The following is a 20,625-nucleotide window of genomic DNA, read 5'->3' on the forward strand; positions in this document are numbered from 1 at the left end:
TGGCCGTGGTGTCGCTTTCATTATGACATATCCCCGGCCAAGGTGTGTTAAGGGACTATTAACCGGTTGTTAATTGTAAGTAAAATATATCGCTTCCGTTTCGTTCTGAAAGGTCAGCTCTGTGCCTTGATGAATTTTTTCATTTTCTGGATGATGCGTTTTTCAAGGCGCGAGATATAGGACTGGCTGATGCCGAGCATGTCGGCGACTTCTTTCTGGGTTCTTTCGAGGCCGTCGCCGGCGAGGCCGAAACGAAGTTCCATGATTTTCTGCTCGCGGCCGGAAAGTTTGTTGATGGCGGTGTAGAGGAGGTCTTTGTCGACTTCTTCTTCGACGGATTTGTAGATGATGTCGTTGTCGGTGCCGAGAACGTCGGAGAGGAGAAGTTCGTTGCCGTCCCAGTCGATGTTGAGTGGTTCGTCGAAGGAGACTTCCGCCCTGGTTTTGCTGTTGCGGCGGAGGTACATGAGGATTTCGTTTTCGATGCAGCGGGAGGCGTAGGTGGCGAGTTTTATTTTTTTAACGGGGTCGAAGGTGTTTACTGCTTTGATGAGGCCGATGGTGCCGATACTGACAAGGTCTTCGATGCCTACCCCGGTGTTTTCGAATTTGCGGGCGATGTAGACGACGAGACGGAGGTTGCGTTCGATGAAGACGCTTTTGACGGTTTTGTCGCCTCTTTGCAGGCGGGCGAGGAGGAAGGTTTCCTCGTCGCTGGAGAGCGGCGGGGGGAGTATTTCGGTGCTGCCGACGTAGAATATTTCGTCGGGGTTAAGGAGGCCCAGGAATTGGAGGAGGGCTATGAAGCGGAGTTTGATGACAAGCTTGACGATCGGCCAGGTTATGCGCATATGTTCGCCACCTCTTTGTTGTCGATTGCCTTCATGACGGCCGGATGGAGGAGCGCGGCGTAGGAGCCGTCGGTCGCGAGGCGGCCGCTGTGGATGCCGACGACCACTTCGTCGGCGGTGATGCTGCCTGTGGCGGTTATGACTGTGAGGCTGTCGGGCCGGAAGCCGAGCAGGAGGCCGGAGCCGCCTATGCCCCGGCAGGGGATGATATGGACGCGGGCAAGCCATTGGGAGTCGCCGCATTGGTCGAGGTCGGCGAGCCAGGAAGCGGGCGGGGTGCGCTGCAGGTAGCCGCTTACGGCATTGCCGAGGAGTTGGTCGAGGGCGGCGCGTTCGACGAGGACGACCGGCCGCTGCCCGCCGATGGTGTAGAGGTGGTTGCCGGTGTCGAGGAGGGCGGTGAGCCGGATGCGGCGGCCGGCGTAGTCGAGGATGACGGGCAGGGAAAGGCGGCGGCGGGTGAGGCCGGCGAGGAGGCGCCGCCAGACGAGGCCGAAGAGCAGGAGGGCGAGGAGGCCGCCGACGGCAAGGTGGCGCCAGGTGACCGCGGGCCACGCCACCCCGCCCGCCACCGGGGCGGCGAGCATGAGCCAGCCGAGGATGGCGCCGCCGAGGAGGAGAGAGACGAGGTAGAAGCAGGCGGTGGCGAAGAGAAGGGAGCGCCAGGAGCGGGCGCCAAGGGCCAACCAGACGAGGGCGGCGGAGGCGGCGAGTTTGGCGGCGGGGCTGTAGAGGGGGGCGACGCCGGGGAAGAGGCCGCCGAGGGCGTAAAGGGCGCCGAGAAGGGCGGCGAAGATAAGGCGCCAGGGCTTGAAGGCGGCGCCGGCGGCCCAGGCGGTGAGGAGGAGGATGAGTCCGTTCATGATGGTGTTGATGAGGAGCAGGATGTCGGCGTAAACGTACATTTTTCACCGCCTCCCGATTTTCCAGCCGATTCGGAAATGATTGGCAGGATATGCATTTCATAACAATTTATGGCTGGCCTGTCACGGATATTCCTATTATAGCAAGGCGTTTTTCAAAAAAATGTAAATCGGTGGGGCGCGGCCGGCGACAAAATAGAAAACTCACCGCGCGATGTGCGGTGAGTTTAGGGTATCAGTGGTATGGATTTATACGGGGCGTTCAGAAGTCCCCAGGTGCGCGGCAGACCGAGGACGCGAACGCAGGCGTACTTGTGCGTACGCCGAGGGGCGCCCGGAAGGCTATCAAAGCAGATGGGGGCTTATCAACGCCCCCCTTGTTTCGGCACTTTACTTGCGCATCCAGGTGGGGATCTCGAGGTCGCCCCGCTTAAACGGCTCGACGATCGTTTCGCCTTTAAGGCGCACGGTTTTGGCGTCGAAGCCGGTGGCGATGACGGTGACCCTCACCTGGTCTTCGCAGGCTTCGTCGATGACGGCGCCGAAGATGATGTTGGCTTCGGGGTCGGCCGCACGGGCGATGATTTCCGCCGCTTCGTTGATTTCGAAGAGGCCGAGGCTGGTGCCGCCGGTGATGTTGAGGAGGACGCCCTTGGCGCCTTCGATGGAGGTTTCGAGGAGGGGGCTCTTGATGGCGGCTTCGGCGGCCGCCACGGCCCGGTTGTCGCCGCTGCCGATGCCGATGCCCATGAGGGCGGAGCCGGTTTCCTGCATGATGGTTTTGACGTCGGCGAAGTCGAGGTTGATGAGCCCGGGGACGGCGATAAGGTCGGATATGCCCTGGACGCCTTGACGGAGGACGTCGTCGGCGATGCGGAAGGCTTCGACGATGGAGGTGCGTTTGTCGACGACTTGCATGAGACGGTCGTTGGGGATGGTGATGAGGGTGTCGACCGCTTCTTTTAGTTTGGCGATGCCGCGTTCGGCCTGGCTTTGCCGGCGACGGCCCTCGAAACCGAAGGGACGGGTTACGACGCCGACGGTCAGGGCGCCTACTTCTTTGGCGCATTCCGCGACTACGGGTGCGGCGCCGGTGCCCGTGCCGCCGCCCATGCCGGCGGTGATGAAGATCATGTCGGCGCCTTTGAGGGCCTTGAGGAGTTCCTCACGGCTTTCCTGGGCCGCCTTTTCGCCGATTTCGGGATTGGCGCCCGCGCCGAGGCCTTTGGTCAGTTTTTCGCCGATCTGGATGCGGTAGGGAGCCTGGGACAGCAGGAGCGCCTGGGCGTCGGTGTTTACGGTTATGAACTCCACTCCCTGAAGCCCGGCGGCAATCATGCGGTTTACGGCGTTGTTGCCGCCGCCGCCGACACCGATGACTTTTATCGCCGCAAATTGGTCTAGATCCATGTCGAATTCAAGCATGAACAAAACTTCCTCCTTGTTTACCTTCGAGTGTCGGGACTATAAAAGTTGTTTGAGCTTTTTGAAGAAGGATCTGACAGGGCCGCCGGCGTGTTCGCCGCTGGCGAGGCGGGCGGCGTATTGCACCAAACCGTAGCCGGCGGTGTTGGCCGGATGGGAGTATTCGGCCGCGAGGCCGGAGGGACGGACTAGCGTCACGGGACGGGCGAAGATTTTTTCCGTCCATTCGCCAATGCTGGGAAGGAGCGAGGAGCCGCCGGCGAGGAGGATTTTTTCCGCTCCGTAGCGGCTTAGGGCCGGTTCGATGTAGGCGTGGAGCAGGGAGATGATTTCTTCGACCCGGCTTTCGACGATTTTATGGAGAAAGTCGTATTCGACTTGTTTGTCGGTGGTTCCAAAATCGTTGCAGTCGAGGACGACGCCGCGGCCGTTCAGGTCGCGGTCGAGTTTGGCGTAGTAACGCTTGATTTCTTCGGCGTGGAGTTTGCCGATGTCCAGGCCGTGCATGATGTCGCCGGTGATGTAGTCGCCGCCGAGCGGCAGGGAGGCTGTGAAGACGATTTTGCCGCCGCTGTGAAGGGATAGGTCGGCGAGACCGGCGCCGATGTCGATGACGAGGCAGGAGTCGGTGCCGGCGGCATCGGTTCCGCCGACGACGGCGTTGGCGAGGATGGCGGCGACGGTGATGCCTTTGTCGGCGAGGGCGGCTGTTAGCTCGTCCGCCCGGGAGGCGGGCATGCTGACGATGTGGGCTTCGACTTCTAGGCGTTTGCCGCTTTTGCCCAGGGGCGGCTCGGCGAGCGTCTGGCCGTCTAGCCAGAAGCCGATGGGGAGGATATGAAGGATGCGGTGGCTGTCGGGTACGGTGACGGCGGCGGCGGCCCGGCAGGCCCGCTCGATGTCGGCGCCGGTGGCCATGCCCGCTGAGGGCGCGACGCTGCCGAGGCCGTTCTGGGAGGTTAGATCGATGCCGCCGATGCCGAGTTGGACCGGGCCGAGGGGCGCTTCCGCGACCATGACGGCGCAGTCGACCGCTTCGCGGACGGCGGCAGCCAGCGCTCCGGCGTCTGTGACCGCGCCTTTTGCAAAGCCGGCGCCGGGTACGGTCCCGCTGCCGAGGACATTTATCCGGCCGTTATGTTTTGTGGCAACCAGGACTTTTACGGCACTGGTGCCGATATCAACCCCTAGTATGTATTTGCCGGCCATACCCGTACCTCTGTAGCATATATTGTGGTTCTCTTTCAGTTATGTTTCAACATATTTGGCTTTTTCCCTTTTTTGGGCAAAAAAAAAGTGTCAACTTGTTTGCAGATTATGAAAATATAGGTCGCCTCTCCCCCGCCCTTCTCCCTTTTCAGCCGCTCTCCTTAGCTGCGAGCGGGCGTTCAGAAGCCCCCAGACGCCAGGCACACCGGGTGCAACGCGGTTGGGGGCTTATGGGCGGAGGCCCTATTTCTTTAAAAAATACCTTCTTATGATGGCGAGGTTTTGGAAGATCCTGAGCCCGAACGCCAGTAGCGCGACGTAGTACAGGTCGATGCCGAGGCGGTCGCCGATGTAGACGAGAATGGCGGCGAGGAGGGCGTTGGTAAAGAAGCCGGTTATGAAGACGGTGTTGTCGAATTTTTCTTCGATGCCGGCGCGCAGGCCGCCGAAGACGGAGTCGAGGGCGGCGAGAAGGGCGACGGACATGAATTTGGCGTAGGCGATCGGCACGCTGATGGGAAAGGCGACGCCGATGGCGATGCCGAGGAGGAGGCCGACGATCGGGAGCATCATTGTTTCTTGTCCTCCTCGATCGGTTTGGCGTACTGGAAGGTGAAGGAGCCTTTGTAGGCCGGTACTTTTACCGTATCCTGCCTTTTGACGGTTACCTGGATGCCCCAGAATTGAAGGGTTTCGACGACGCCGCCCCTTAGTTTGAGGGAGCTTTCCAGGGTCTGCGGATCGCCGATGACGCTTATTTCGTAAGGCGGCGAGTAGCGGGAGTTGTTGACTGACAGGGTGGGACCGGCGCAGCGGATTTCGGAGTTGGCTACGAGTCGCTGGCCGTTGATGGAGATGGCCTCGGCGCCCGCCGCTCTTAGTTCGTTGATGACTTTGAGGATGTCGTCGTCGTGGATGAGGTAGAGGTTGGGGTTTTCACCCGGTTTGGTAGGCCGCTTGCTGTCGTCGATGACGACCGTTACCCCGGGTCCCTGGAGCGGAATGAGACCGGCTTTCATTTTTACGTGCTGGAGTTCACGGGCGAACGCTTCGTTTGCCGAGGCGTTGCGCAGGGCATGGACTTCGCTGAGGAGGGCGTCCCGCTCTTTTTCGGCTTTGCTGAGCTTCTGGGAGAGGTCCTCGACGCGCTGGTAGGGCACGGAGGCTTTAATGTCCTGGGTGGTGCGGAACTGGACGGCAAGCATGATGCCCAGGATGACGCACACCGCGGCTATGGCTGCCTGGCCCTGTTTGATGGGCAGCAATTTGCTTCACTCCTTGCGCGGGAACTGCCTGAATTTGATGTATGGCGAGGCATAGCTAAGATCAATATATTCGATCGCGCTTTTTTTATTGCCTACTTCTCCGAGGATGTCGCCGGTGAGTTTGGCTTTTTCGGCGAGCCGGTCGGGTGGGCCGATCCGGATGGTGACCGTCTGGACGGTGTAGGCGACGAGGTCGCCGGCTGATCTGACGTTGACTTCCGACAGTTGACCGAGGGTGGCGCCGTCGAGGTCGGCCAGATAGGCAAGGACGTTTTTGACGGCGGGGACGTCGATTTTGTCGCCGATGTAGACGTTGCCGAGGCGAGCGCCGGTGATGATGGGGACGTCGATTTTTTTGATGTTTTTGACGGCCGCCATGACTACGCCCTGCTTGTCCAACTGGACGAAGCCGTAAGAGCAGGCGATCCAGGCAACGGGCTGGCGTTCGCTTACGGTTATCACGATGGTGGCGGGGAAGCGCCGGGCGACTTCGGCCTGATCGATTCTGAGGTCGTGAAGGAGCCTGTTGCGGATGGTGGTGGTGTTGAGGCGGAAGATGTTGATTTCGGACGGGATGCCGGCGATGCCGAAGACGTCTTCGGTGGAGATGTATTTGTTGCCTTCGACGACAACGGTGCCGACGGCAAAGTAGGTGGAGTTGATGAAGAGAAAGGCGGCGACGATGACGGTGAGGGCCAGCAGCAGCAGGGCCAGGGTGGATGCGGGGAGCTTCCGCGTGGGACGCAGGCCGGACTGGCCCTCTTCCCTTGTTTCCATGCAATCCTCTCCCAAATCAGGTGTTTTTTGGAATGACGCCAAATGGTTCTGACGAATAGTTTACCATAAGTTAATGACTATTACTATCATATTTGATGATAAATAATTGCGTGTTACGCTGACGGCCGGGAGCCTTCGGCTAAGGGTTTTTCAGGGATTCTCAGTTTATTGTAGCACTACGGCAGGTGGCCAACAACATTATTTCCGAGTATTGCGGCCCTTAGCAAAAAAAGAGGATAGGCCGAGCAAAGCTCGGCCTACGGACAGTAGCTGATTTTCGTCACCCGCAGGGCAGGATGTCCTGCAGGTTGTGGTATTCGCCGTCTGAACCGGACGATGTCTTCTCTGCCGGCCAGCGCTTGTGGGCAGACGTTCCCGCACCGGCTGCCGTTAGCCATGCGCACTCCCACTTCGCAGAGCGTAGCGCGATTACTTGAGCGGCATTTTCATGGCGACGGCCACTGAGCCGCAGCAGGTGCTGACGGCGGGGCTGGCCAGGATGGCCGCCGGCACTTCGCTGCGGTCGACGGTTTCGAAGCCGCACTTTGCGAAGTAGTCGGCGGCGGTGTTGGTGAAAAGGTAGGCGGCGCCGACGCCGGCGCCTTTGGCGACCGTGGCGGCTACGTCCAAAAGAACCGCTGCGACGCCTCTTTTGCGCGCGTCGGGCGCGACGGCGAGGGAGCGGATGAGGACGGCGTCGCCGTTCTGTTCGCTGCCAACGACGCCGATGACGCCGAAGCGGTCGGCGACCAGGAAGCGGTCCAGGTTCGCGGCTATTTCCACCGCCGCGAGACCAGAAGACGCGAGCAGTTCTTCGATGACCGGCACTTCGTCCGGACGGGCGGGGCGGATGACGTAGTCTTTGTCCTTCAAGAGCCGTCGGCAGGGTTTTTTGGCCCGGATGAAGGCGCTGACGATGCTGCCGTTCAATTCCTCAAGTTCGGCCGGGGTGGCGTCGGGGAGGATTTTGCCCGCCGCCGGGCTGGTCAGGTCGTAAACCCTGGTTACGATTATTTCCGCTTCCGCGAAGCCTGCTTTGGCGAGTTTGGCGGTGTATTCCTCGTCGGTGAGCGCCCCGGCGACGCAGCCCGCCCAGGCGAGAAGGTTGGTGCGGAGCTTTTCGGGGAGCGGTCTGGTGGTGATGATGTCGGAAACGGCGATACGGCCGCCGGGCCTGAGAACGCGGAAGATTTCGCGGAAGACTTTGTCTTTGTCGGCGGACAGGTTTATGACGCAGTTGGAGATGACGACGTCGACCGACGACCTCGGCAGGGGGATTTTTTCGATGTGACCTTTGAGGAATTCCGCGTTGGTCAGCCCCGATTTTGCTTTATTGGCCTCAGCCTCGGCGAGCATCTCGTCCGTCATGTCGAGGCCATAGGCTTTGCCGGACGGCCCCACTCTTTTGGCGGAGAGAAGCACGTCCAGGCCGGCGCCGCTGCCAAGGTCGAGGACGACTTCGCCGGCGTACAGGCTGCCGAGGGCAGTGGGGTTGCCACAACCGAGAGAGGTGGCAAGGAGATGTTCGGGCAAACCCTCGATCTCGTCAGGATTGTAGAGACCGCCGCTTATCGCCCGGGTGGCGTCGCGGCTGTCGCCGCAGCAGCCGGAGGAGCCGCAGCAGCCGGATTTGGCGGTGATGGCCTGGGCGTATTTTTCTCTTACTTTTTCGCGGATGTCTTCGTTCATGATTGTCCTCCTGCCAGCCATACGGCGATTTCTTCCTGCTTCGGGGTGCGACCGGCGCACATGACGCGGCCGTCGATAACCAATGCCGGAGTGCGCAGGATGCCCCGGCTTACGGCTTCCAGTGGGTCGGTCGACCTGGCGACTTCCGGGGCGGCGCCGCTTTGGCCGGCAACCCTGAGGACCAGGTCGTACATGCCACTGCCGCAGCATGCTTCGAAAATCTCGATTTTCACGTTTTCCCTCCTGTATTAGACTAGTGCGTTGAATAGATAGCCGGTGAGGATGACCGATACGGCGAGGATACCGGCAAAAACGGCGATGAGCTTCGGTTTGAGCACGCGGCGGAGGATTATCATCTCCGGCAGGCTGATCGCGCTGACCGCCATCATGAAGGCCAGCGAGGTGCCGAGCGGCAGGCCTTTTTCGATCAGGGCGTAGATGATCGGCACCATGCCGGAGGAGCTGTTGTAGAGCGGTACGCCGAGCAGTACGACGAGCGGCACGGCCAGGGGATTGTCGCGGCCGGCGTATTTGACGATGAAGGCGTCCGGCACGTAGCCGTGGATGATGCCGCCGACCGCCAGGGCGGCGATGATATAGGGGCCGATTTTTTTCAGCAAATCAAGGGTGAAATCTCCGGCCGCCTGGCAGCGTTCGGCGAAGGTTGGCTCGTAGATTTCCGTTTCGCCGCTTTTGATCTGGTATACGTATTCTTCGACAAGGTGCTCAAGCTGCAGTTTGCCGATGACGTAGCCGGCGATGACGGCGATGGTTACGCCGGTTACGGCGTAAATGAGGGCCACTTGCCAGCCGAACATCCCCAGCAGCAGGACGAGGGCGATCTCGTTGACCATCGGCGAGGAGATGAGGAAGGAAAAGGTTACGCCCAACGGCACGCCCGCTTCGATGAAGCCGATGAACAGCGGGACGGCCGAGCACGAGCAAAATGGCGTCATGATGCCGATGAGCGCCGCCAGGATGTTGCCGACGAAGGTGTGACGGCGGCTGAGGAATTTTTTCGTCTTTTCCGGCGGGAAGTAGGAGCGGATGACGGTGATGACGTAGATTGCCACGGCGAGCAGCAGGAAGATTTTCGGGGTGTCGTAGACGAAGAAGTGCAGCGCGGCCGTGAGCGGGCTTTCCGGCGCCAGCCCCAGCCACCGGTAGACGACCAGGTCGGCGAAGTATTCGAACATGGGGATTACCTCTTTTCAACGCCGCAGCAGTCGTCGGCAATTCTGAGGTCGCAGCAGTCGGGGCTTTTGATCGCATCGGCGAGCAAAGCGAGGCTGTCGAGGACCTGTTCGCGCTTATCGGCCGGCAGGAAGCCGACGATTTCCGCGAAGTATTTTTCCATGCGCTTTTCGAGGTCGGCAAAGACCTTCCCGCCCTTTTCGCTCAGCGCCAATGTGACGTAACGACGGTCGGCGGCGTCGGTATCCCGGCGCACGAAACCCATGCCGACGAGGTTGTCGACCGACCTGCTTACCGTGCTCTTGTCGAGCTTCAGCAGTTCCGCCAGGTCGTTGAGGGATAATTTTTTCGCCCGGCCGAGCTCTACGATCACGTGGCACTGCGCCATGGTTATGCCGCAGCAGGAAGCCTCGCCACGCTCGAGGATGCCTAGTCTTCTCACCAGCAGGCGCATCGTTTCCCGAAGTTCTCCGGCGTGGTTTTCGTTTGACAAATTATAGCACCTCCTGGTATCATTATAAGCGCACGTCGATGTATAATGCAACTGTTTCTTTTTCAAATATTTGCAACGCACATCGTGTCCGCAATAGGTATAAAGGAGGTGCCCGGTGAAAAAGTCCCTGCCCTTCGACCGCGTATATGCGGAATACCACTCCAGGATCCACCGCTATCTCGTCCGGCTGGTCGGTACGCAGGAAGCTGACGACGTTGCCCAGGAAACCTTTATAAAGGTGGGCCAGGGCCTAGGCGCGCTTGACAGCGAAGCCAGCCTGTCGGCCTGGATCTACCGCATTGCCACAAACGCGGCCACCGACCGGTTGCGCAGCAAGTCATTCAGGCAGGAGGCAGCTACCGTTTACGGGGTGGACCCGGACCGGGGCGAGGGCCTGCCGGACGCAGCCCGGCCGCCGTCTACGGAAGAGCGGTTAATCCGCGCGGAGATGAACGCTTGCATTAGAAGCTATGTAGACTTCCTCCCGACTAATTACCGGGCGGTGCTGGTGCTCAGCGAACTGGAAGGGTTCACGAACAGTGAGATCGCCGCGATCCTGCGCATAAGTCTCGGCAACGTCAAAATCCGCCTGCACCGTGCGAAGGAGAAGCTCCGCCAGGAGCTGGCCGCCAACTGCACCTTCTACCGCACGGACTGTAACCAACTGGCCTGCGAGCCGAAAGGGCCGGTAGTCAAAAAGGTACGGCCGCTGAAGGCAAACCGCCACCCGTAAAAAGGCGGCGTTTTTTTTTGCGGCGGTGTATCTTTCCGAAAGCGGTTCCCGTCTTAAGGGATAGAGGAGGTGATTTTGGATGTCGCTCGACAAACGCACGCAAGCGTTGGTTTCCGTAGGCGCTTCGGTGGCCGCCAACTGCCACCCGTGCCTGGAATATCACTCCGCGCGAGCCCGCGAGACGGGCCTGACCGACCAGGAAATCCTGGCGGCGGCCGAAGCGGGCAGAGCAGTCAGGGCCGGCGCGGCCAAGTCGATGGATCAGCTGATAACAAGGCTGCTGGCCGAAAAACCGGCGACGGCACAACCCGGCTGCGGCGGGGGTTGCAACTGTTGAGAACTAGGATTTTCGCTTAGGAGGAAAGAAGATGTCACAATGCTGTTCGTCATGCGCCCCGGGGCGGATTTGTCCCGACGGGCAGCGCTATGCGACAAAGCAGATGGCTCTGCCGCCCAAGAAGGCGGTGATCGCCTGCGAGGGCGCGTGCATCAAAGGGGAGGTGGCCCGCTCGGCCGCCAACCTGCTCGCCTACCGGCTTAAGGCGGAAAACGCGGTGCGTATCTGCCTGGGCGATGCCGCCACCGGTGATTCCGGGATGACCGAACTGGTGAGGAGAGCGCCGGAGGTCATCGCCATCGAGGGCTGTCCTCTTTGTTGCGGCCTTACCGTGCTGAGGTCGCGCATTCCCAATCTGGCGGCGACCGTCATCGATGCCAGCAAATTGTATTCTTTCGACCGGGAGGCCAATTTTGAGATTTTTGATCTGCCGCGGGAACAGATCGACAAGTACGCCGGCATCGTGGCGGAGCACGCCGCCGGGAAGTGCTTCGCGAATAACTAGGACCCTGGGGAGGATCGTCTATGTTCTGTGCCGGCCCGTTGTGGATCGGCTGGGGAATGCCGTGGCTGATGCTGGTTTTTCCGGTGGCGATGTTGGCGTTCATGTTTCTGGCCTGCCGATTCTTAAGGCCCAGGGGCGCCAGTTGGTGCAGCCGCGGTCCAATGCCGGAGGGCTACCGGGATGAGGAAGTCCGCTGTTTGCGCCAGGAACTTGCGGAACTGCGCCGCGAGGTGAATGAAGGCAAAAAATCTCGGTAATGACAAAAAGACTGCCTATGGCAGTCTTTTTACTGGAGAAACTGCATTCCCTCTCCCCCACTCTCCCGTCTCGACAGGTGGCGAGCGGCGCTAGCCTGGAGATGCTAAGCGCATTGGAGGATTGGCTCGCGGTGGCGTGCTTGGTTGCGTATGTCAGAGCAACACGCCGATGGGAGCGTTATTAACGCGCACCTATTGGGCCATTAAAAGGATTTGTTCGCAAAGGTCGGGGAAGGATATCCCCGCCGCCGCCGCCGCTTTCGGCACCAGGCTGGTGGCGGTCATGCCGGGGATGGTGTTGACTTCGAGGACGTAGGGCGTGCCGTCGGCGTCCATCATGACGTCGACGCGGCCGATGCCGCGGCAGCCGAGGAGGGCGAAGGCGGCGAGCGCTTCTGCCTGGACGGCTTTGGCGGCGGTTTCGTCCAGGGAGGCGGGACAGAGGTATTCGGTGGCGCCTTTGGTGTATTTGGAGGTATAGTCATAGCGGCCGGAACGGGGGACGATTTCGATGACCGGCAGGGCTTGGGGGTTGTCGGTGCCGAGAATGGCGACGGTGAGTTCGCGGCCTTTGATGAATTTTTCGATGAGGACGTGGTCGTCATAGCGGAAGGCGGTGTCGAGGGCGGCGGCGAGGGCCTCCTCGGCTTCGACGATGGTGACGCCGATGCTGGAGCCCTGGGAGGCTGGCTTGACGACGACGGGCAGGCCGAAGGCGGCGATGATTTCGCCGGCGAGGGGCGTTGTTTTCGCCCGGACGGCGGAATAGAGCCGGGAGGCGGGGGTGCTGATGCCGGCCTGGAGAAAGAGGCGCTTGGAGATGCCTTTGTCCATGGCGTTGGCGCTGGCCTGGACGCCGGAGCCGGTGTAGGGCAGGCCGAGGAGTTCGAGGGCGCCCTGGAGGAGGCCGTCTTCGCCGTATTTGCCGTGGACGGCGTTGAATACCACCTGGGCTCCGGCCTCGCGAAGCTGCTCGATGAAGCGCTTGGGCTCAAGGTCGACGGCGACGGTGTCGTAGCCTTTCTCCCGCAGGGCGGCGAGGATGGCTCCGCCGGTGTTGAGCGAGACTTCCCGCTCGGCCGACGGCCCTCCCATGACAACGGCGATGCGTTTGTCTTTCATTGTAAGGACCTCCAGTCGGAAACTTATGTATTATTTCTAGCTATATCGCGAAGTGGCAAGCGGACGTTCAGAAGCCGCCAGATGCTAGGCACGACGAGGCTTGCGCAGCGACGCGTACTCGGCACGTACGCTAGCAAGCAAACGAGTCGTAACGACGCAGATGGTGGCTTATCAACGTCCGCCATAGTATTCAATCAAGGACTGCGACGGACGATTTTGGCACCTACTTGCTGCAACTTCTTCTCGAACGCCTCATAGCCGCGGTCGATGTGGTAGACCTGTTCGATTTCGCTGACGCCTTCGGCGGCGAGGGCGGCGAGGACTAGGGCGGCGCCGGCCCTGAGGTCGTGGGCGGCGACGACGGTGCCCGAGAGTCTGGGGACGCCGCGGATGACGGCGGTGCGTCCTTCGACTTTGATTTTGGCGCCCATGCGGCCGAGTTCGTCGACATGTTTAAAGCGGTTTTCGAAGATGGTTTCGGTGATGATGCTGGTGCCTTTGGCGATGGTGAGCAGGGCGAGCAAGGGGGCCTGAAGGTCGGTGGGAAAGCCGGGGTAGGGCAGGGTCTTGATGTCCACGCCCCGCATTTCGCCGCCGCGGATGCGGACGGAGTTGCCGTCGGGGTCGATGCGGGCGCCGATTTCCTGCAGTTTGTCGATAACGGCGAAGAGGTGTTCGGGGATGATGTTGTCAACGACAATGTCGCCGCGGGTGAGAGCCCCGGCGATGAGGAAGGTGCCGGCTTCGATGCGGTCGGGGATGACGGTGTGTTCGGCCGGGGCAAGGCGCTCTACCCCTTGGATGCGAATGGTGTCGGTGCCGGCGCCGCTTATCCTTGCGCCCATTTTGTTGAGAAGAGTCTCAAGGTCGGCAACTTCGGGCTCGCGGGCGGCGTTGCGGATGATGGTGGTGCCGCTGGCTACGGCTGCGGCCATCATGGCGTTTTCGGTGGCGCCGACGCTGGGAAAGTCGAAGTGGATTTCGCCGCCGGTGAGGTGGACGGCTTCGGCGTCGATGAAGCCGCACCGGTCGTTGACGACGGCGCCGATTTTTTCCAGGGCCTTGATGTGGAGGTTGATCGGCCGCGGCCCAATGGCGCAGCCGCCCGGATAGGAAAGCCGCACTCTGCGGAATCGGCCTAACAGAGGCCCCATGAGGAAGACGGAGGCCCGCATTTCCCGCATGAGGTGTTCGGGGATTTCTTCTTTTGAGACGCCGGTGGTGTCGATGATGAGGGTGCCGTTTTCGCGGTGGATCTTCGCCCCTAGCAGGGTGAGGATGTCTTGCATCATGGTGATGTCCCGCAGCTGCGGGATGTTGTGCAGGACGCTTACGCCGGTGGAGAGCAGCGTGGCGGCCATTAGCGGCAAGGTGGCGTTTTTGGCGCCATTTACTTTGATATGGCCTGTTAATTGTACTTCTCCCGCGACGATAAATTTCTCCATCGTCTTCCCCTCCCCAGAAAAGTACAATCACCCGCAATTGTTCAAATAAAGCAAGCCCGGCCCGGCAGGCCGGGAGTCAGTTGTTTTTTTGGGCAAGTCTGTCGACGAGTTCTTCGCCGCTGAGATATATGTTTCCCGCCCCCATTGTCATGACGAGGTCGCCCGGTTCAACGATCTCGGAGAGATAGCGGGCGATGTTGGCTTTGTCGGCTATGTAGGTGGCGGGTTTGCCGGTCTGGCGCTCGACTTCTTCTTTGAGGGTTTCGCCGTTGATGCCGGGGATGGGCGCTTCGCCGGCCGCGTAGATGTCGGTGAGGATGAGTATGTCAGCTCTGGTGAAGGCGCCGCCGAATTCCTCGCGGAGGAATTTGGTGCGGGTGTAGCGGTGGGGTTGGAAAACGCAGATGAGGCGCTTGGGGTTGACGTCGCGCGCCGCCTGCAGGGTGGTGGCGATTTCGGTGGGGTGATGGGCGTAGTCGTCGACGACCCAGACGCCGCCGACCCGCCCTTTGGTCTGGAAACGGCGCTTGACGCCCTGGAAGTGGCCGAGGCCGGCGGCGACCTGTTCGAAGCCGAGACCGGCGTGGAGGCCGACGACGACGGCGGCGAGGGCGTTGGCGACGTTGTGGCGTCCGGGGACGTTGATCTCGACTCTGCCGAGCGGCTGGCCGCGATGGCGGACCGTAAAGCCGGTGGCGATGCCGCGGCTTTCTATTTCGACGGCAGTGTAGTCGGCGTCGGCGTCGAGGGCATAGGAGATGTATTTGCGGCCGCAGAGGGGCGCGATGTCGCGGATGTAGTGGTTGTCGAAGCAGAGGACGGCAAGGCCGTTTTCAGGGGGCAGCTTGCCGAGGAAGGCGGTGAAGGTGGATAGTATGTTTTCCATGGTGCCGTAATGGTCCATGTGATCGTTTTCGATGTTGGTGACGACGGCGATTTCGGGGTTGAGTTTGAGGAAGGAGGCGTCGCTTTCGTCGGCTTCGGCGACGAGCCATTCGCCGCCGCCCAGTTTGGCGTTGCCGTTGAGGTAGTCGATGTCGCCGCCGATGATGATGGTGGGGTCGAGGCCGGCTTTTTCGAGCATGAGGGCGATCATGGAAGTGGTGGTGGTCTTGCCGTGCGCGCCGGCCACGGCGATGCCGCGCCGCTCGTCCATGAGGGCGGCGACCATTTCGGACCGGTGGTAGACGGGTATGCCGTGCACCCTGGCGGCGGCGATCTCGGGGTTGGTGCCGGCGATGGCGGTGGATACGACGATGGCTTCGGCGCCGTCGATGTTGGCGGCGTCGTGGCCGATGATGATTTTGGCTCCAAGCTGCTGGAGCCTATGTATGGTTTCGGATTTGGCGATGTCGGAGCCGCTGATTGCGTAACCCTTGGCCAAGAGAACTTTGGCTATGGCGCTCATGCCGGCGCCGCCTATGCCGACGAAGTGGATGCGGTTTAGGTTGTCGAGCAACGGATTACTCCCCTTTCCTGCCTGACGGCGCCTCCAGCGTAATGCTATTGTATGCGGGGGGCGGTGTTGATGTGAATTTTAGTTGGGCCGGCCGCCGGCAAGGTCGATGGCAAGCCTGGCGATCGCGGCGGCGGCTTCTGGGCGGCCGAGCTCTCCGCTGGCCTTGGCCATGGCGGTAAGACGGGCCCGGTCGCCGAGGAGGGCGTCGATGGCGTCGGCAAGGCGCGGGCCGCTGAGGGCGGCGTCGCGGATGACGACGGCGGCGCCGCGGCTTTCGAGGACGCGGGCGTTGAATTCCTGGTGGTTTTCGGCCGCGTGGGGATACGGGACGAGGATGGCCGGGATGCCGCGGGCGGTGAGTTCGGCGAGGCCGATGGCGCCGGCGCGGAAGACGGCGAGGTCGGCGGCTGCGAGGGCCTGCGGCATATTGTAAAGGTAGGGGACGATACTAATATTTCCAGTTTTGGTAACGTCTATTCCTCGTTCGGCCAACAGGCCAACTATGTTATTATACTCCGCGCTGCCGGTTGCGTGCAAGATTTGTATTCCCTCCCGACCGGCGAAGCGGGCGTGGACGTCGGCCATGGCGGTGTTGATGCTGCGGGCGCCGCGGCTGCCGCCGGCGACGAGGACGGTGAGTTTTCCGGGGGAGAGGCCGAGGTCCCGGAGGCCGCTTTCGCGGGTGGCGGTTAGGATTTCGGGGCGGACGGGGTTGCCGGTGACGACGACCTTGTCCCTGTTCGCGCCAAAATTATTCGCCGCTTCGGCGTAGCCGACGGCGATCCTGCCGACGAACCGGGCGAGGATGCGGTTGGTGACGCCGGGGATGACGTTCTGCTCCTGGATGACCGCCGGGATGCCGAGGAGGCTGGCGGCGAGAAGGACGGGGCCGCAGACGTAGCCGCCGGTGCCGATGACGACGTCAGGGCGGAAGCGGCGGACGACGGCGAAGGATTCGAGGAGGCCGGCGAAGGTTTTGAGGAGGGCGCGAAGGTTGCCGAGGGTGAGGCGGCGCTCGATGCCGCCGGCGTCGACGGTGGCGAAGGGGAAGCCTTCCTTGGGGACGATGTCGGCTTCGAGGCCTTGCTTTGTGCCGACGAACAGGATGTCGGACGGCTCTATTTCGTTTATGGCGCGGGCGATGGTGAGGGCGGGGTAGATGTGGCCGCCGGTGCCGCCGCCGGAGATTATTACGCGCATGCGATTTTCTCCTCTTACCCAATTATTGTCTTGGGCAGTTTTGATTATGGCTAACCGCAGGACCGCATCCGCCGGCTCCGATGCTCCGGCTGTTACGCGCCGTATGGCGTGGGCCGACACTGCCGTACCGTCCGCAAAAGTCGCATCACGCTCCTTGCGGCTCCGTCAAGCGCGACGCGCCGCGTACTCGGGCGTACGCTAGCAAGCGCTTGGCGGAACAACGCAGCATGCGGAGGCATCAACGGCCTGCCCTATTTTAACGAGACGTACCGCGAGATGTTGAGCAAAATGCCAACCCCGGCGAGCGTAAAGATGAGTGCAGACCCGCCGAAGCTGAGGAATGGGAGGGGTATGCCGGTCACTGGCATGGAGGCGGTGACGACGGCGATGTTCATGAGCGCCTGGACGATGATCATGCTGGTGAGGCCGGCGGCGAGGATGCTGCCGTAGATGTCGGGGGCGGCGATGGCGACTTTGAGGCCGCGCCAGGCGAAGAGGAAAAAGAGGACAAGGACGGTGACGGTGCCGATGAGGCCGAGTTCTTCGCCGAGGATGGCGAAGATGAAGTCGGTGTGGGGTTCGGGGAGGTAGAGGAATTTTTCGCGGCTGCGGCCGAGGCCGACGCCGAACAGGCCGCCGGAGCCGATGGCGTAGAGGGACTGGATGATGTGGTAGCCGCTGTCGAGGGGGTCGGCCCAGGGGTCGCTGAAGGCGAGCAGGCGCCTGAGGCGGTAGGGCTCGACGATGATGGCGACGACGATGCCGGCGACTCCGGTAAGGCCGAGGGAGGCGAGATGGGAGATTTTCGCCCCGGCGGTGAAGAGGAGGACGAAGACGGTGCCGCCGATGGCGAGGGCGGTGCCGAGGTCGGGCTCCTTGAGGATGAGGCCGAAGACGACGAGCAGGATGAGAAGCTGGGGCAGGAGGCCCCGGAAGAAGCTGGTGATTTTATCCTGGTTGCGGGCGAGGCTTTCGGAGGTGAAGAGGACCATGCTGAGTTTGGCGATTTCCGAGGGCTGGAGGTAGAGGGAGCCGAAGCCGAGCCAGCGCCGGGCGCCGTTGACGACTTTGCCCAGCCCGGGGACGAGGACGAGAACGAGGAGGATGAGGGTGACGATGATTACGGGCTTGGAAAGCCGCCGCCAGACGTGGTAATCGAGATTCATGGTGAAGATCATGGCCGCGATGCCGAGGGCGGCCCATACGAGTTGGCGCTTGAGAAAGTAGTAGCCGTCGTCGTAGTTGACATGGGCCGAGACTGCGCTGGAGCTGTAAACCATGACAACGCCGATCGCCAGGAGGACGATCACGGTGAAAAATATGACGAAGTCCGGTGATTTGGGTCTGACCGCCACATTCACTCCTCCTATCTCAGGCGGCGTACAAGGTCTTTGAAGATTCTCCCCCGTTCTTCGTAGTTGTTGAACATGTCGTAGCTGGCGCAGGCCGGCGAGAGGAGGACGAGCTGGGGGGGGCGGGCCAGGCTGTGGGCCAGGGCCACGGCGGCCGGGAAGTCGGCGACACGGCGGATGTCTTTGACGCCGTGGCGTTCGGCGGCTTCGGCGAACCGCTCGGCGGCTTCGCCGATGAGGATGAGGTGGTCGACTTTTTCCCGGGCAAGGGTCATGAATTCGCCGAGGTCGGTGTTTTTGTCGCGTCCGCCGGCGATGAGGATGATGTGGGCCGGGAAGGCTTCGAGGGCTTTGATGGACGATTCGGGGTTGGTTGCTTTGGAGTCGTTGTACCAGGTGACGCCGCTTATCGTTTCCACCGGTTCGATGCGGTGCTCGACGCCGGTGAAGGAGCCGAGGACGGCCGCCATGTCCCGCGGCCGGGCGCCGGCGAAGTAGGCCGCGGCGCAGGCGGCGAGGGCGTTTTCGACGTTGTGGGCCCCGGGTATTTTGAGGTCGGCGAGGGGGCAGATTTCCAGGGTTTCGTCAAGCCAGGACAACTTTATGACGCCGTCTTCGACGTAGACGCCAGTGGGCAGTTTGCCGCGGCGGCTGAAGTAGACGACCTGGGAGGGAGCCCGCTTAGCCATGGCGCGCACTATGGGGTCGTCGTAGTTGAGGATGAGGTAGTCGTCGCTGGTTTGGTTGGCGAAGATGCGCTCTTTCATGGCCTGGTAGGTGGCCAGGTCGCGGTGGCGGTCGATGTGGTCGGGGGTGAGGTTCAGGATGGCGGCGATGTGGGGCCGGAAGGCGCTGACGCCTTCGAGCTGAAAACTTGATATTTCGGCGACGACAACGCCAGCGGGGCTGACGCCCTGCGCTTCGGCGGACAGGGCCTGCCCGATGTTGCCGCCGACCACCGTTTCCCGCCCGGCGGTCTTGAGGATTTCGCCGGTGAGGGTGGTGGTGGTGGTTTTGCCGTTGGTGCCGGTGATGGCGACGATGGGGGCTTTGGTGAGGCGGTAGGCGATTTCGATTTCGCTCATGACGGCGATGCCGCGCTTCTTGGCTGCTTCGACGAGCGGGATGTAGATGGAGACGCCGGGTGAGAGGACGAGGATGTCGACGCCGTCCAGGAGGGCTTCGTCCTGGCGCCCGAGGGCGAGGGTGACGCCGGCGGCCGGCAGGCCGGAGACGTCGTGCTTAAGTTGGCCGGCTTCTTTGGCGTCGCTGAGGGTGACGGCGGCGCCGAGGCCGGCGAGGATGCGGGCGACGGAGATGCCGCTAGTGGCGGCGCCGAGGACGAGGATCTTTTTATTGCTGAATTCCATGTTTATATTCCTCCCTGGCTTGCTACGAGTGTTATTAGTCCGAGCGCGGCGAAGACGGCGCCCGCGAGCCAGAAGACGGCGACGACCTTGGTTTCGGACCAGCCGCCGAGTTCGAAGTGGTGGTGGATGGGGCTCATGCGGAAGACGCGTTTGCCGGTGGATTTGAAGGATATTACCTGGATGATGACGGACAGGGCTTCGATGACGAAGACGCCGCCGACGACGACAAGCAGTAGCTCGGTCTTGGTGAGGACGGCGACGGCGGCCAAGGCTCCGCCGAGGGCCAGCGACCCGGTGTCACCCATGAAGACTTTGGCGGGGTGGGCGTTGTAGCGGAGGAAGCCGAGGGTCGCGCCGGCGAGGGCTAGGCAGAAGGCGGCCAGCGGCTGCTTGCCGAAGGCGAGGGCGATGACGGCGTAGGCGGCGGCGGCGATGGTGGTGGTGCCGGCGGCGAGGCCGTCGAGGCCGTCGGTGAGGTTGACGGCGTTGGTGGTGCCGATGAGGACGAGGAAGATAAGTACGTAGTATAGCGGGCCGAAGTCGATGTTGGCGCCGAGGAAGGGTATCCACAGATCGGTGCCGCGGCCGAACCAGGTTGTGGCAATATATGCGAGGGCGACGGCCATGATGATCTGGCCGAGGATTTTCTCGCGCGCTTTGAGGCCGAGGTTGCGTTTGAGGACGACTTTGATGTAGTCGTCTAAAAAGCCGATGAGGCCGTGGCCGAGGGTTACGAAGAGGGCGAGCCACACTTCGGCGCTTTTGCCGGCGAAGATGAGGGCTGGAACGGTGAGGGCGACGAGGATGAGGATGCCGCCCATGGTGGGGGTGCCGGCTTTGGCGAGGTGGCGCTGGGGACCTTCCTCGCGGATGCTTTGGCCGAATTTGAGGCGGCGCAGGACGGGAATGAGGACAGGGCCAAGAGCCAGGGCGATGAGGAAGGCGGCCGCCGCCGGGTAGAGAAGATTCTGCATTGCGTGGATACCTCCAAAGATACCGGAACTAACGTCGTAATTTATGTACCGTGCGATGCTGTCTAGTAAGCTCCAGATGCAAGGCGCACCGGAGGATGACACCGG

22 protein-coding genes are annotated in these 20,625 nt (G+C 61.7%); 4 read left to right on the top strand and 18 right to left on the bottom strand.

What is annotated here, in order from left to right; genetic code table 11:
- Nucleotides 1–113: 113 nt before the first annotated feature.
- The 11 genes from sigE to Q4T40_10525 all read right to left on the bottom strand — a co-directional run bounded on the left by sigE (nucleotide 114) and on the right by Q4T40_10525 (nucleotide 9,766).
- The gene (gene sigE, locus Q4T40_10475; GenBank protein MDT8901668.1) at nucleotides 114–833 is read right to left on the bottom strand and encodes an RNA polymerase sporulation sigma factor SigE; all 720 of its coding nucleotides are present in this window, start codon (nucleotides 831–833) and stop codon (nucleotides 114–116) included.
- An 8-nt stretch (nucleotides 834–841) separates the two neighbouring features.
- Nucleotides 842–1,756, bottom strand: a complete 915-nt coding sequence (locus tag Q4T40_10480) for a sigma-E processing peptidase SpoIIGA (protein MDT8901669.1) — start codon at nucleotides 1,754–1,756, stop codon at nucleotides 842–844.
- Nucleotides 1,757–2,104: 348 nt separating this feature from the next.
- A complete protein-coding gene (ftsZ, locus tag Q4T40_10485; GenBank protein MDT8901670.1) occupies nucleotides 2,105–3,139 on the bottom strand; it encodes a cell division protein FtsZ in 1,035 nt (344 codons plus the stop codon).
- Nucleotides 3,140–3,178: 39 nt separating this feature from the next.
- On the bottom strand, nucleotides 3,179–4,348 hold the full coding sequence (ftsA, locus tag Q4T40_10490) for a cell division protein FtsA (GenBank protein ID MDT8901671.1): 1,170 nt from the start codon (nucleotides 4,346–4,348) through the stop codon (nucleotides 3,179–3,181).
- Between the two features lie 243 nt (nucleotides 4,349–4,591).
- A complete protein-coding gene (locus tag Q4T40_10495; protein MDT8901672.1) occupies nucleotides 4,592–4,921 on the bottom strand; it encodes a small basic family protein in 330 nt (109 codons plus the stop codon).
- Nucleotides 4,918–5,613, bottom strand: coding sequence for a DUF881 domain-containing protein (locus Q4T40_10500; protein ID MDT8901673.1), 696 nt, complete (start codon nucleotides 5,611–5,613; stop codon nucleotides 4,918–4,920). The genes Q4T40_10495 and Q4T40_10500 overlap by 4 nt, the downstream gene beginning before the upstream one ends.
- 6 nt (nucleotides 5,614–5,619) lie before the next feature.
- Nucleotides 5,620–6,390 (bottom strand): FtsQ-type POTRA domain-containing protein, encoded by a 771-nt coding sequence (locus Q4T40_10505; GenBank protein MDT8901674.1) that lies wholly within the window; start codon nucleotides 6,388–6,390, stop codon nucleotides 5,620–5,622.
- 429 nt (nucleotides 6,391–6,819) lie between these two features.
- Nucleotides 6,820–8,079: an arsenite methyltransferase gene (arsM, locus tag Q4T40_10510; GenBank protein ID MDT8901675.1), complete on the bottom strand. Its 1,260-nt coding sequence runs from the start codon at nucleotides 8,077–8,079 to the stop codon at nucleotides 6,820–6,822.
- On the bottom strand, nucleotides 8,076–8,312 hold the full coding sequence (locus Q4T40_10515; protein ID MDT8901676.1) for a thioredoxin family protein: 237 nt from the start codon (nucleotides 8,310–8,312) through the stop codon (nucleotides 8,076–8,078). The genes arsM and Q4T40_10515 overlap by 4 nt, the downstream gene beginning before the upstream one ends.
- A 15-nt stretch (nucleotides 8,313–8,327) precedes the next feature.
- Nucleotides 8,328–9,275 carry a permease gene (locus tag Q4T40_10520; GenBank protein MDT8901677.1) on the bottom strand — a complete coding sequence of 316 codons (948 nt, stop codon included), beginning with the start codon at nucleotides 9,273–9,275 and terminating at the stop codon, nucleotides 8,328–8,330.
- 5 nt (nucleotides 9,276–9,280) lie between these two features.
- Nucleotides 9,281–9,766 carry a MarR family transcriptional regulator gene (locus Q4T40_10525; GenBank protein MDT8901678.1) on the bottom strand — a complete coding sequence of 162 codons (486 nt, stop codon included), beginning with the start codon at nucleotides 9,764–9,766 and terminating at the stop codon, nucleotides 9,281–9,283.
- Nucleotides 9,767–9,881: 115 nt separating this feature from the next.
- Here Q4T40_10525 and Q4T40_10530 point away from each other — a divergent pair, with 115 nt between their 5' ends.
- The 4 genes from Q4T40_10530 to Q4T40_10545 all read left to right on the top strand — a co-directional run bounded on the left by Q4T40_10530 (nucleotide 9,882) and on the right by Q4T40_10545 (nucleotide 11,598).
- Nucleotides 9,882–10,499, top strand: coding sequence for a sigma-70 family RNA polymerase sigma factor (locus Q4T40_10530; protein ID MDT8901679.1), 618 nt, complete (start codon nucleotides 9,882–9,884; stop codon nucleotides 10,497–10,499).
- Between the two features lie 79 nt (nucleotides 10,500–10,578).
- Nucleotides 10,579–10,836 (top strand): carboxymuconolactone decarboxylase family protein, encoded by a 258-nt coding sequence (locus Q4T40_10535; protein MDT8901680.1) that lies wholly within the window; start codon nucleotides 10,579–10,581, stop codon nucleotides 10,834–10,836.
- Nucleotides 10,837–10,867: 31 nt separating this feature from the next.
- Entirely contained in the window at nucleotides 10,868–11,341 is a 474-nt protein-coding gene (locus Q4T40_10540; protein MDT8901681.1) for a putative zinc-binding protein, read from the top strand.
- A gap of 20 nt (nucleotides 11,342–11,361) precedes the next feature.
- Nucleotides 11,362–11,598 (top strand): hypothetical protein, encoded by a 237-nt coding sequence (locus Q4T40_10545; GenBank protein MDT8901682.1) that lies wholly within the window; start codon nucleotides 11,362–11,364, stop codon nucleotides 11,596–11,598.
- 192 nt (nucleotides 11,599–11,790) lie between these two features.
- Here the strand turns inward: Q4T40_10545 and Q4T40_10550 are convergent, their stop codons facing one another.
- The 7 genes from Q4T40_10550 to mraY form a co-directional block, all read right to left on the bottom strand.
- A complete protein-coding gene (locus Q4T40_10550) occupies nucleotides 11,791–12,720 on the bottom strand; it encodes a D-alanine--D-alanine ligase (protein MDT8901683.1) in 930 nt (309 codons plus the stop codon).
- Nucleotides 12,721–12,914: 194 nt separating this feature from the next.
- Complete coding sequence (murA, locus tag Q4T40_10555) at nucleotides 12,915–14,165, bottom strand: UDP-N-acetylglucosamine 1-carboxyvinyltransferase (protein ID MDT8901684.1); 1,251 nt, start codon at nucleotides 14,163–14,165, stop codon at nucleotides 12,915–12,917.
- 76 nt (nucleotides 14,166–14,241) lie between these two features.
- Nucleotides 14,242–15,624 carry a UDP-N-acetylmuramate--L-alanine ligase gene (gene murC, locus Q4T40_10560; GenBank protein ID MDT8901685.1) on the bottom strand — a complete coding sequence of 461 codons (1,383 nt, stop codon included), beginning with the start codon at nucleotides 15,622–15,624 and terminating at the stop codon, nucleotides 14,242–14,244.
- Nucleotides 15,625–15,702: 78 nt separating this feature from the next.
- Nucleotides 15,703–16,824, bottom strand: a complete 1,122-nt coding sequence (gene murG, locus Q4T40_10565) for an undecaprenyldiphospho-muramoylpentapeptide beta-N-acetylglucosaminyltransferase (GenBank protein ID MDT8901686.1) — start codon at nucleotides 16,822–16,824, stop codon at nucleotides 15,703–15,705.
- Between the two features lie 251 nt (nucleotides 16,825–17,075).
- A complete protein-coding gene (spoVE, locus tag Q4T40_10570; GenBank protein ID MDT8901687.1) occupies nucleotides 17,076–18,179 on the bottom strand; it encodes a stage V sporulation protein E in 1,104 nt (367 codons plus the stop codon).
- Nucleotides 18,180–18,190: 11 nt separating this feature from the next.
- Entirely contained in the window at nucleotides 18,191–19,546 is a 1,356-nt protein-coding gene (gene murD / locus Q4T40_10575) for a UDP-N-acetylmuramoyl-L-alanine--D-glutamate ligase (GenBank protein ID MDT8901688.1), read from the bottom strand.
- Between the two features lie 2 nt (nucleotides 19,547–19,548).
- Nucleotides 19,549–20,520 (bottom strand): phospho-N-acetylmuramoyl-pentapeptide-transferase, encoded by a 972-nt coding sequence (mraY, locus tag Q4T40_10580; GenBank protein MDT8901689.1) that lies wholly within the window; start codon nucleotides 20,518–20,520, stop codon nucleotides 19,549–19,551.
- Nucleotides 20,521–20,625 lie beyond the last annotated feature (105 nt).

The sequence above is a fragment of the Selenomonadales bacterium 4137-cl genome (assembly GCA_032334055.1).
Taxonomy (GTDB): domain Bacteria; phylum Bacillota; class Negativicutes; order Sporomusales; family UBA7701; genus Anaeroselena; species Anaeroselena agilis.

Bases quoted from the DNA above. Each gene is read 5' to 3' on its own strand.
- Q4T40_10480 (MDT8901669.1), bottom strand. From the start codon at position 1,756: ATGTACGTTTACGCCGACATCCTGCTCCTCATCAACACCATCATGAAC.
- Q4T40_10535 (MDT8901680.1), top strand. From the start codon at position 10,579: ATGTCGCTCGACAAACGCACGCAAGCGTTGGTTTCCGTAGGCGCTTCG.
- Q4T40_10520 (MDT8901677.1), bottom strand. From the start codon at position 9,275: ATGTTCGAATACTTCGCCGACCTGGTCGTCTACCGGTGGCTGGGGCTG.
- ftsA (MDT8901671.1), bottom strand. From the start codon at position 4,348: ATGGCCGGCAAATACATACTAGGGGTTGATATCGGCACCAGTGCCGTA.
- Q4T40_10505 (MDT8901674.1), bottom strand. From the start codon at position 6,390: ATGGAAACAAGGGAAGAGGGCCAGTCCGGCCTGCGTCCCACGCGGAAG.
- mraY (MDT8901689.1), bottom strand. From the start codon at position 20,520: ATGCAGAATCTTCTCTACCCGGCGGCGGCCGCCTTCCTCATCGCCCTG.
- Q4T40_10495 (MDT8901672.1), bottom strand. From the start codon at position 4,921: ATGATGCTCCCGATCGTCGGCCTCCTCCTCGGCATCGCCATCGGCGTC.
- Q4T40_10540 (MDT8901681.1), top strand. From the start codon at position 10,868: ATGTCACAATGCTGTTCGTCATGCGCCCCGGGGCGGATTTGTCCCGAC.
- ftsZ (MDT8901670.1), bottom strand. From the start codon at position 3,139: ATGCTTGAATTCGACATGGATCTAGACCAATTTGCGGCGATAAAAGTC.
- murA (MDT8901684.1), bottom strand. From the start codon at position 14,165: ATGGAGAAATTTATCGTCGCGGGAGAAGTACAATTAACAGGCCATATC.
- Q4T40_10545 (MDT8901682.1), top strand. From the start codon at position 11,362: ATGTTCTGTGCCGGCCCGTTGTGGATCGGCTGGGGAATGCCGTGGCTG.
- arsM (MDT8901675.1), bottom strand. From the start codon at position 8,079: ATGAACGAAGACATCCGCGAAAAAGTAAGAGAAAAATACGCCCAGGCC.
- Q4T40_10550 (MDT8901683.1), bottom strand. From the start codon at position 12,720: ATGAAAGACAAACGCATCGCCGTTGTCATGGGAGGGCCGTCGGCCGAG.
- murG (MDT8901686.1), bottom strand. From the start codon at position 16,824: ATGCGCGTAATAATCTCCGGCGGCGGCACCGGCGGCCACATCTACCCC.
- murD (MDT8901688.1), bottom strand. From the start codon at position 19,546: ATGGAATTCAGCAATAAAAAGATCCTCGTCCTCGGCGCCGCCACTAGC.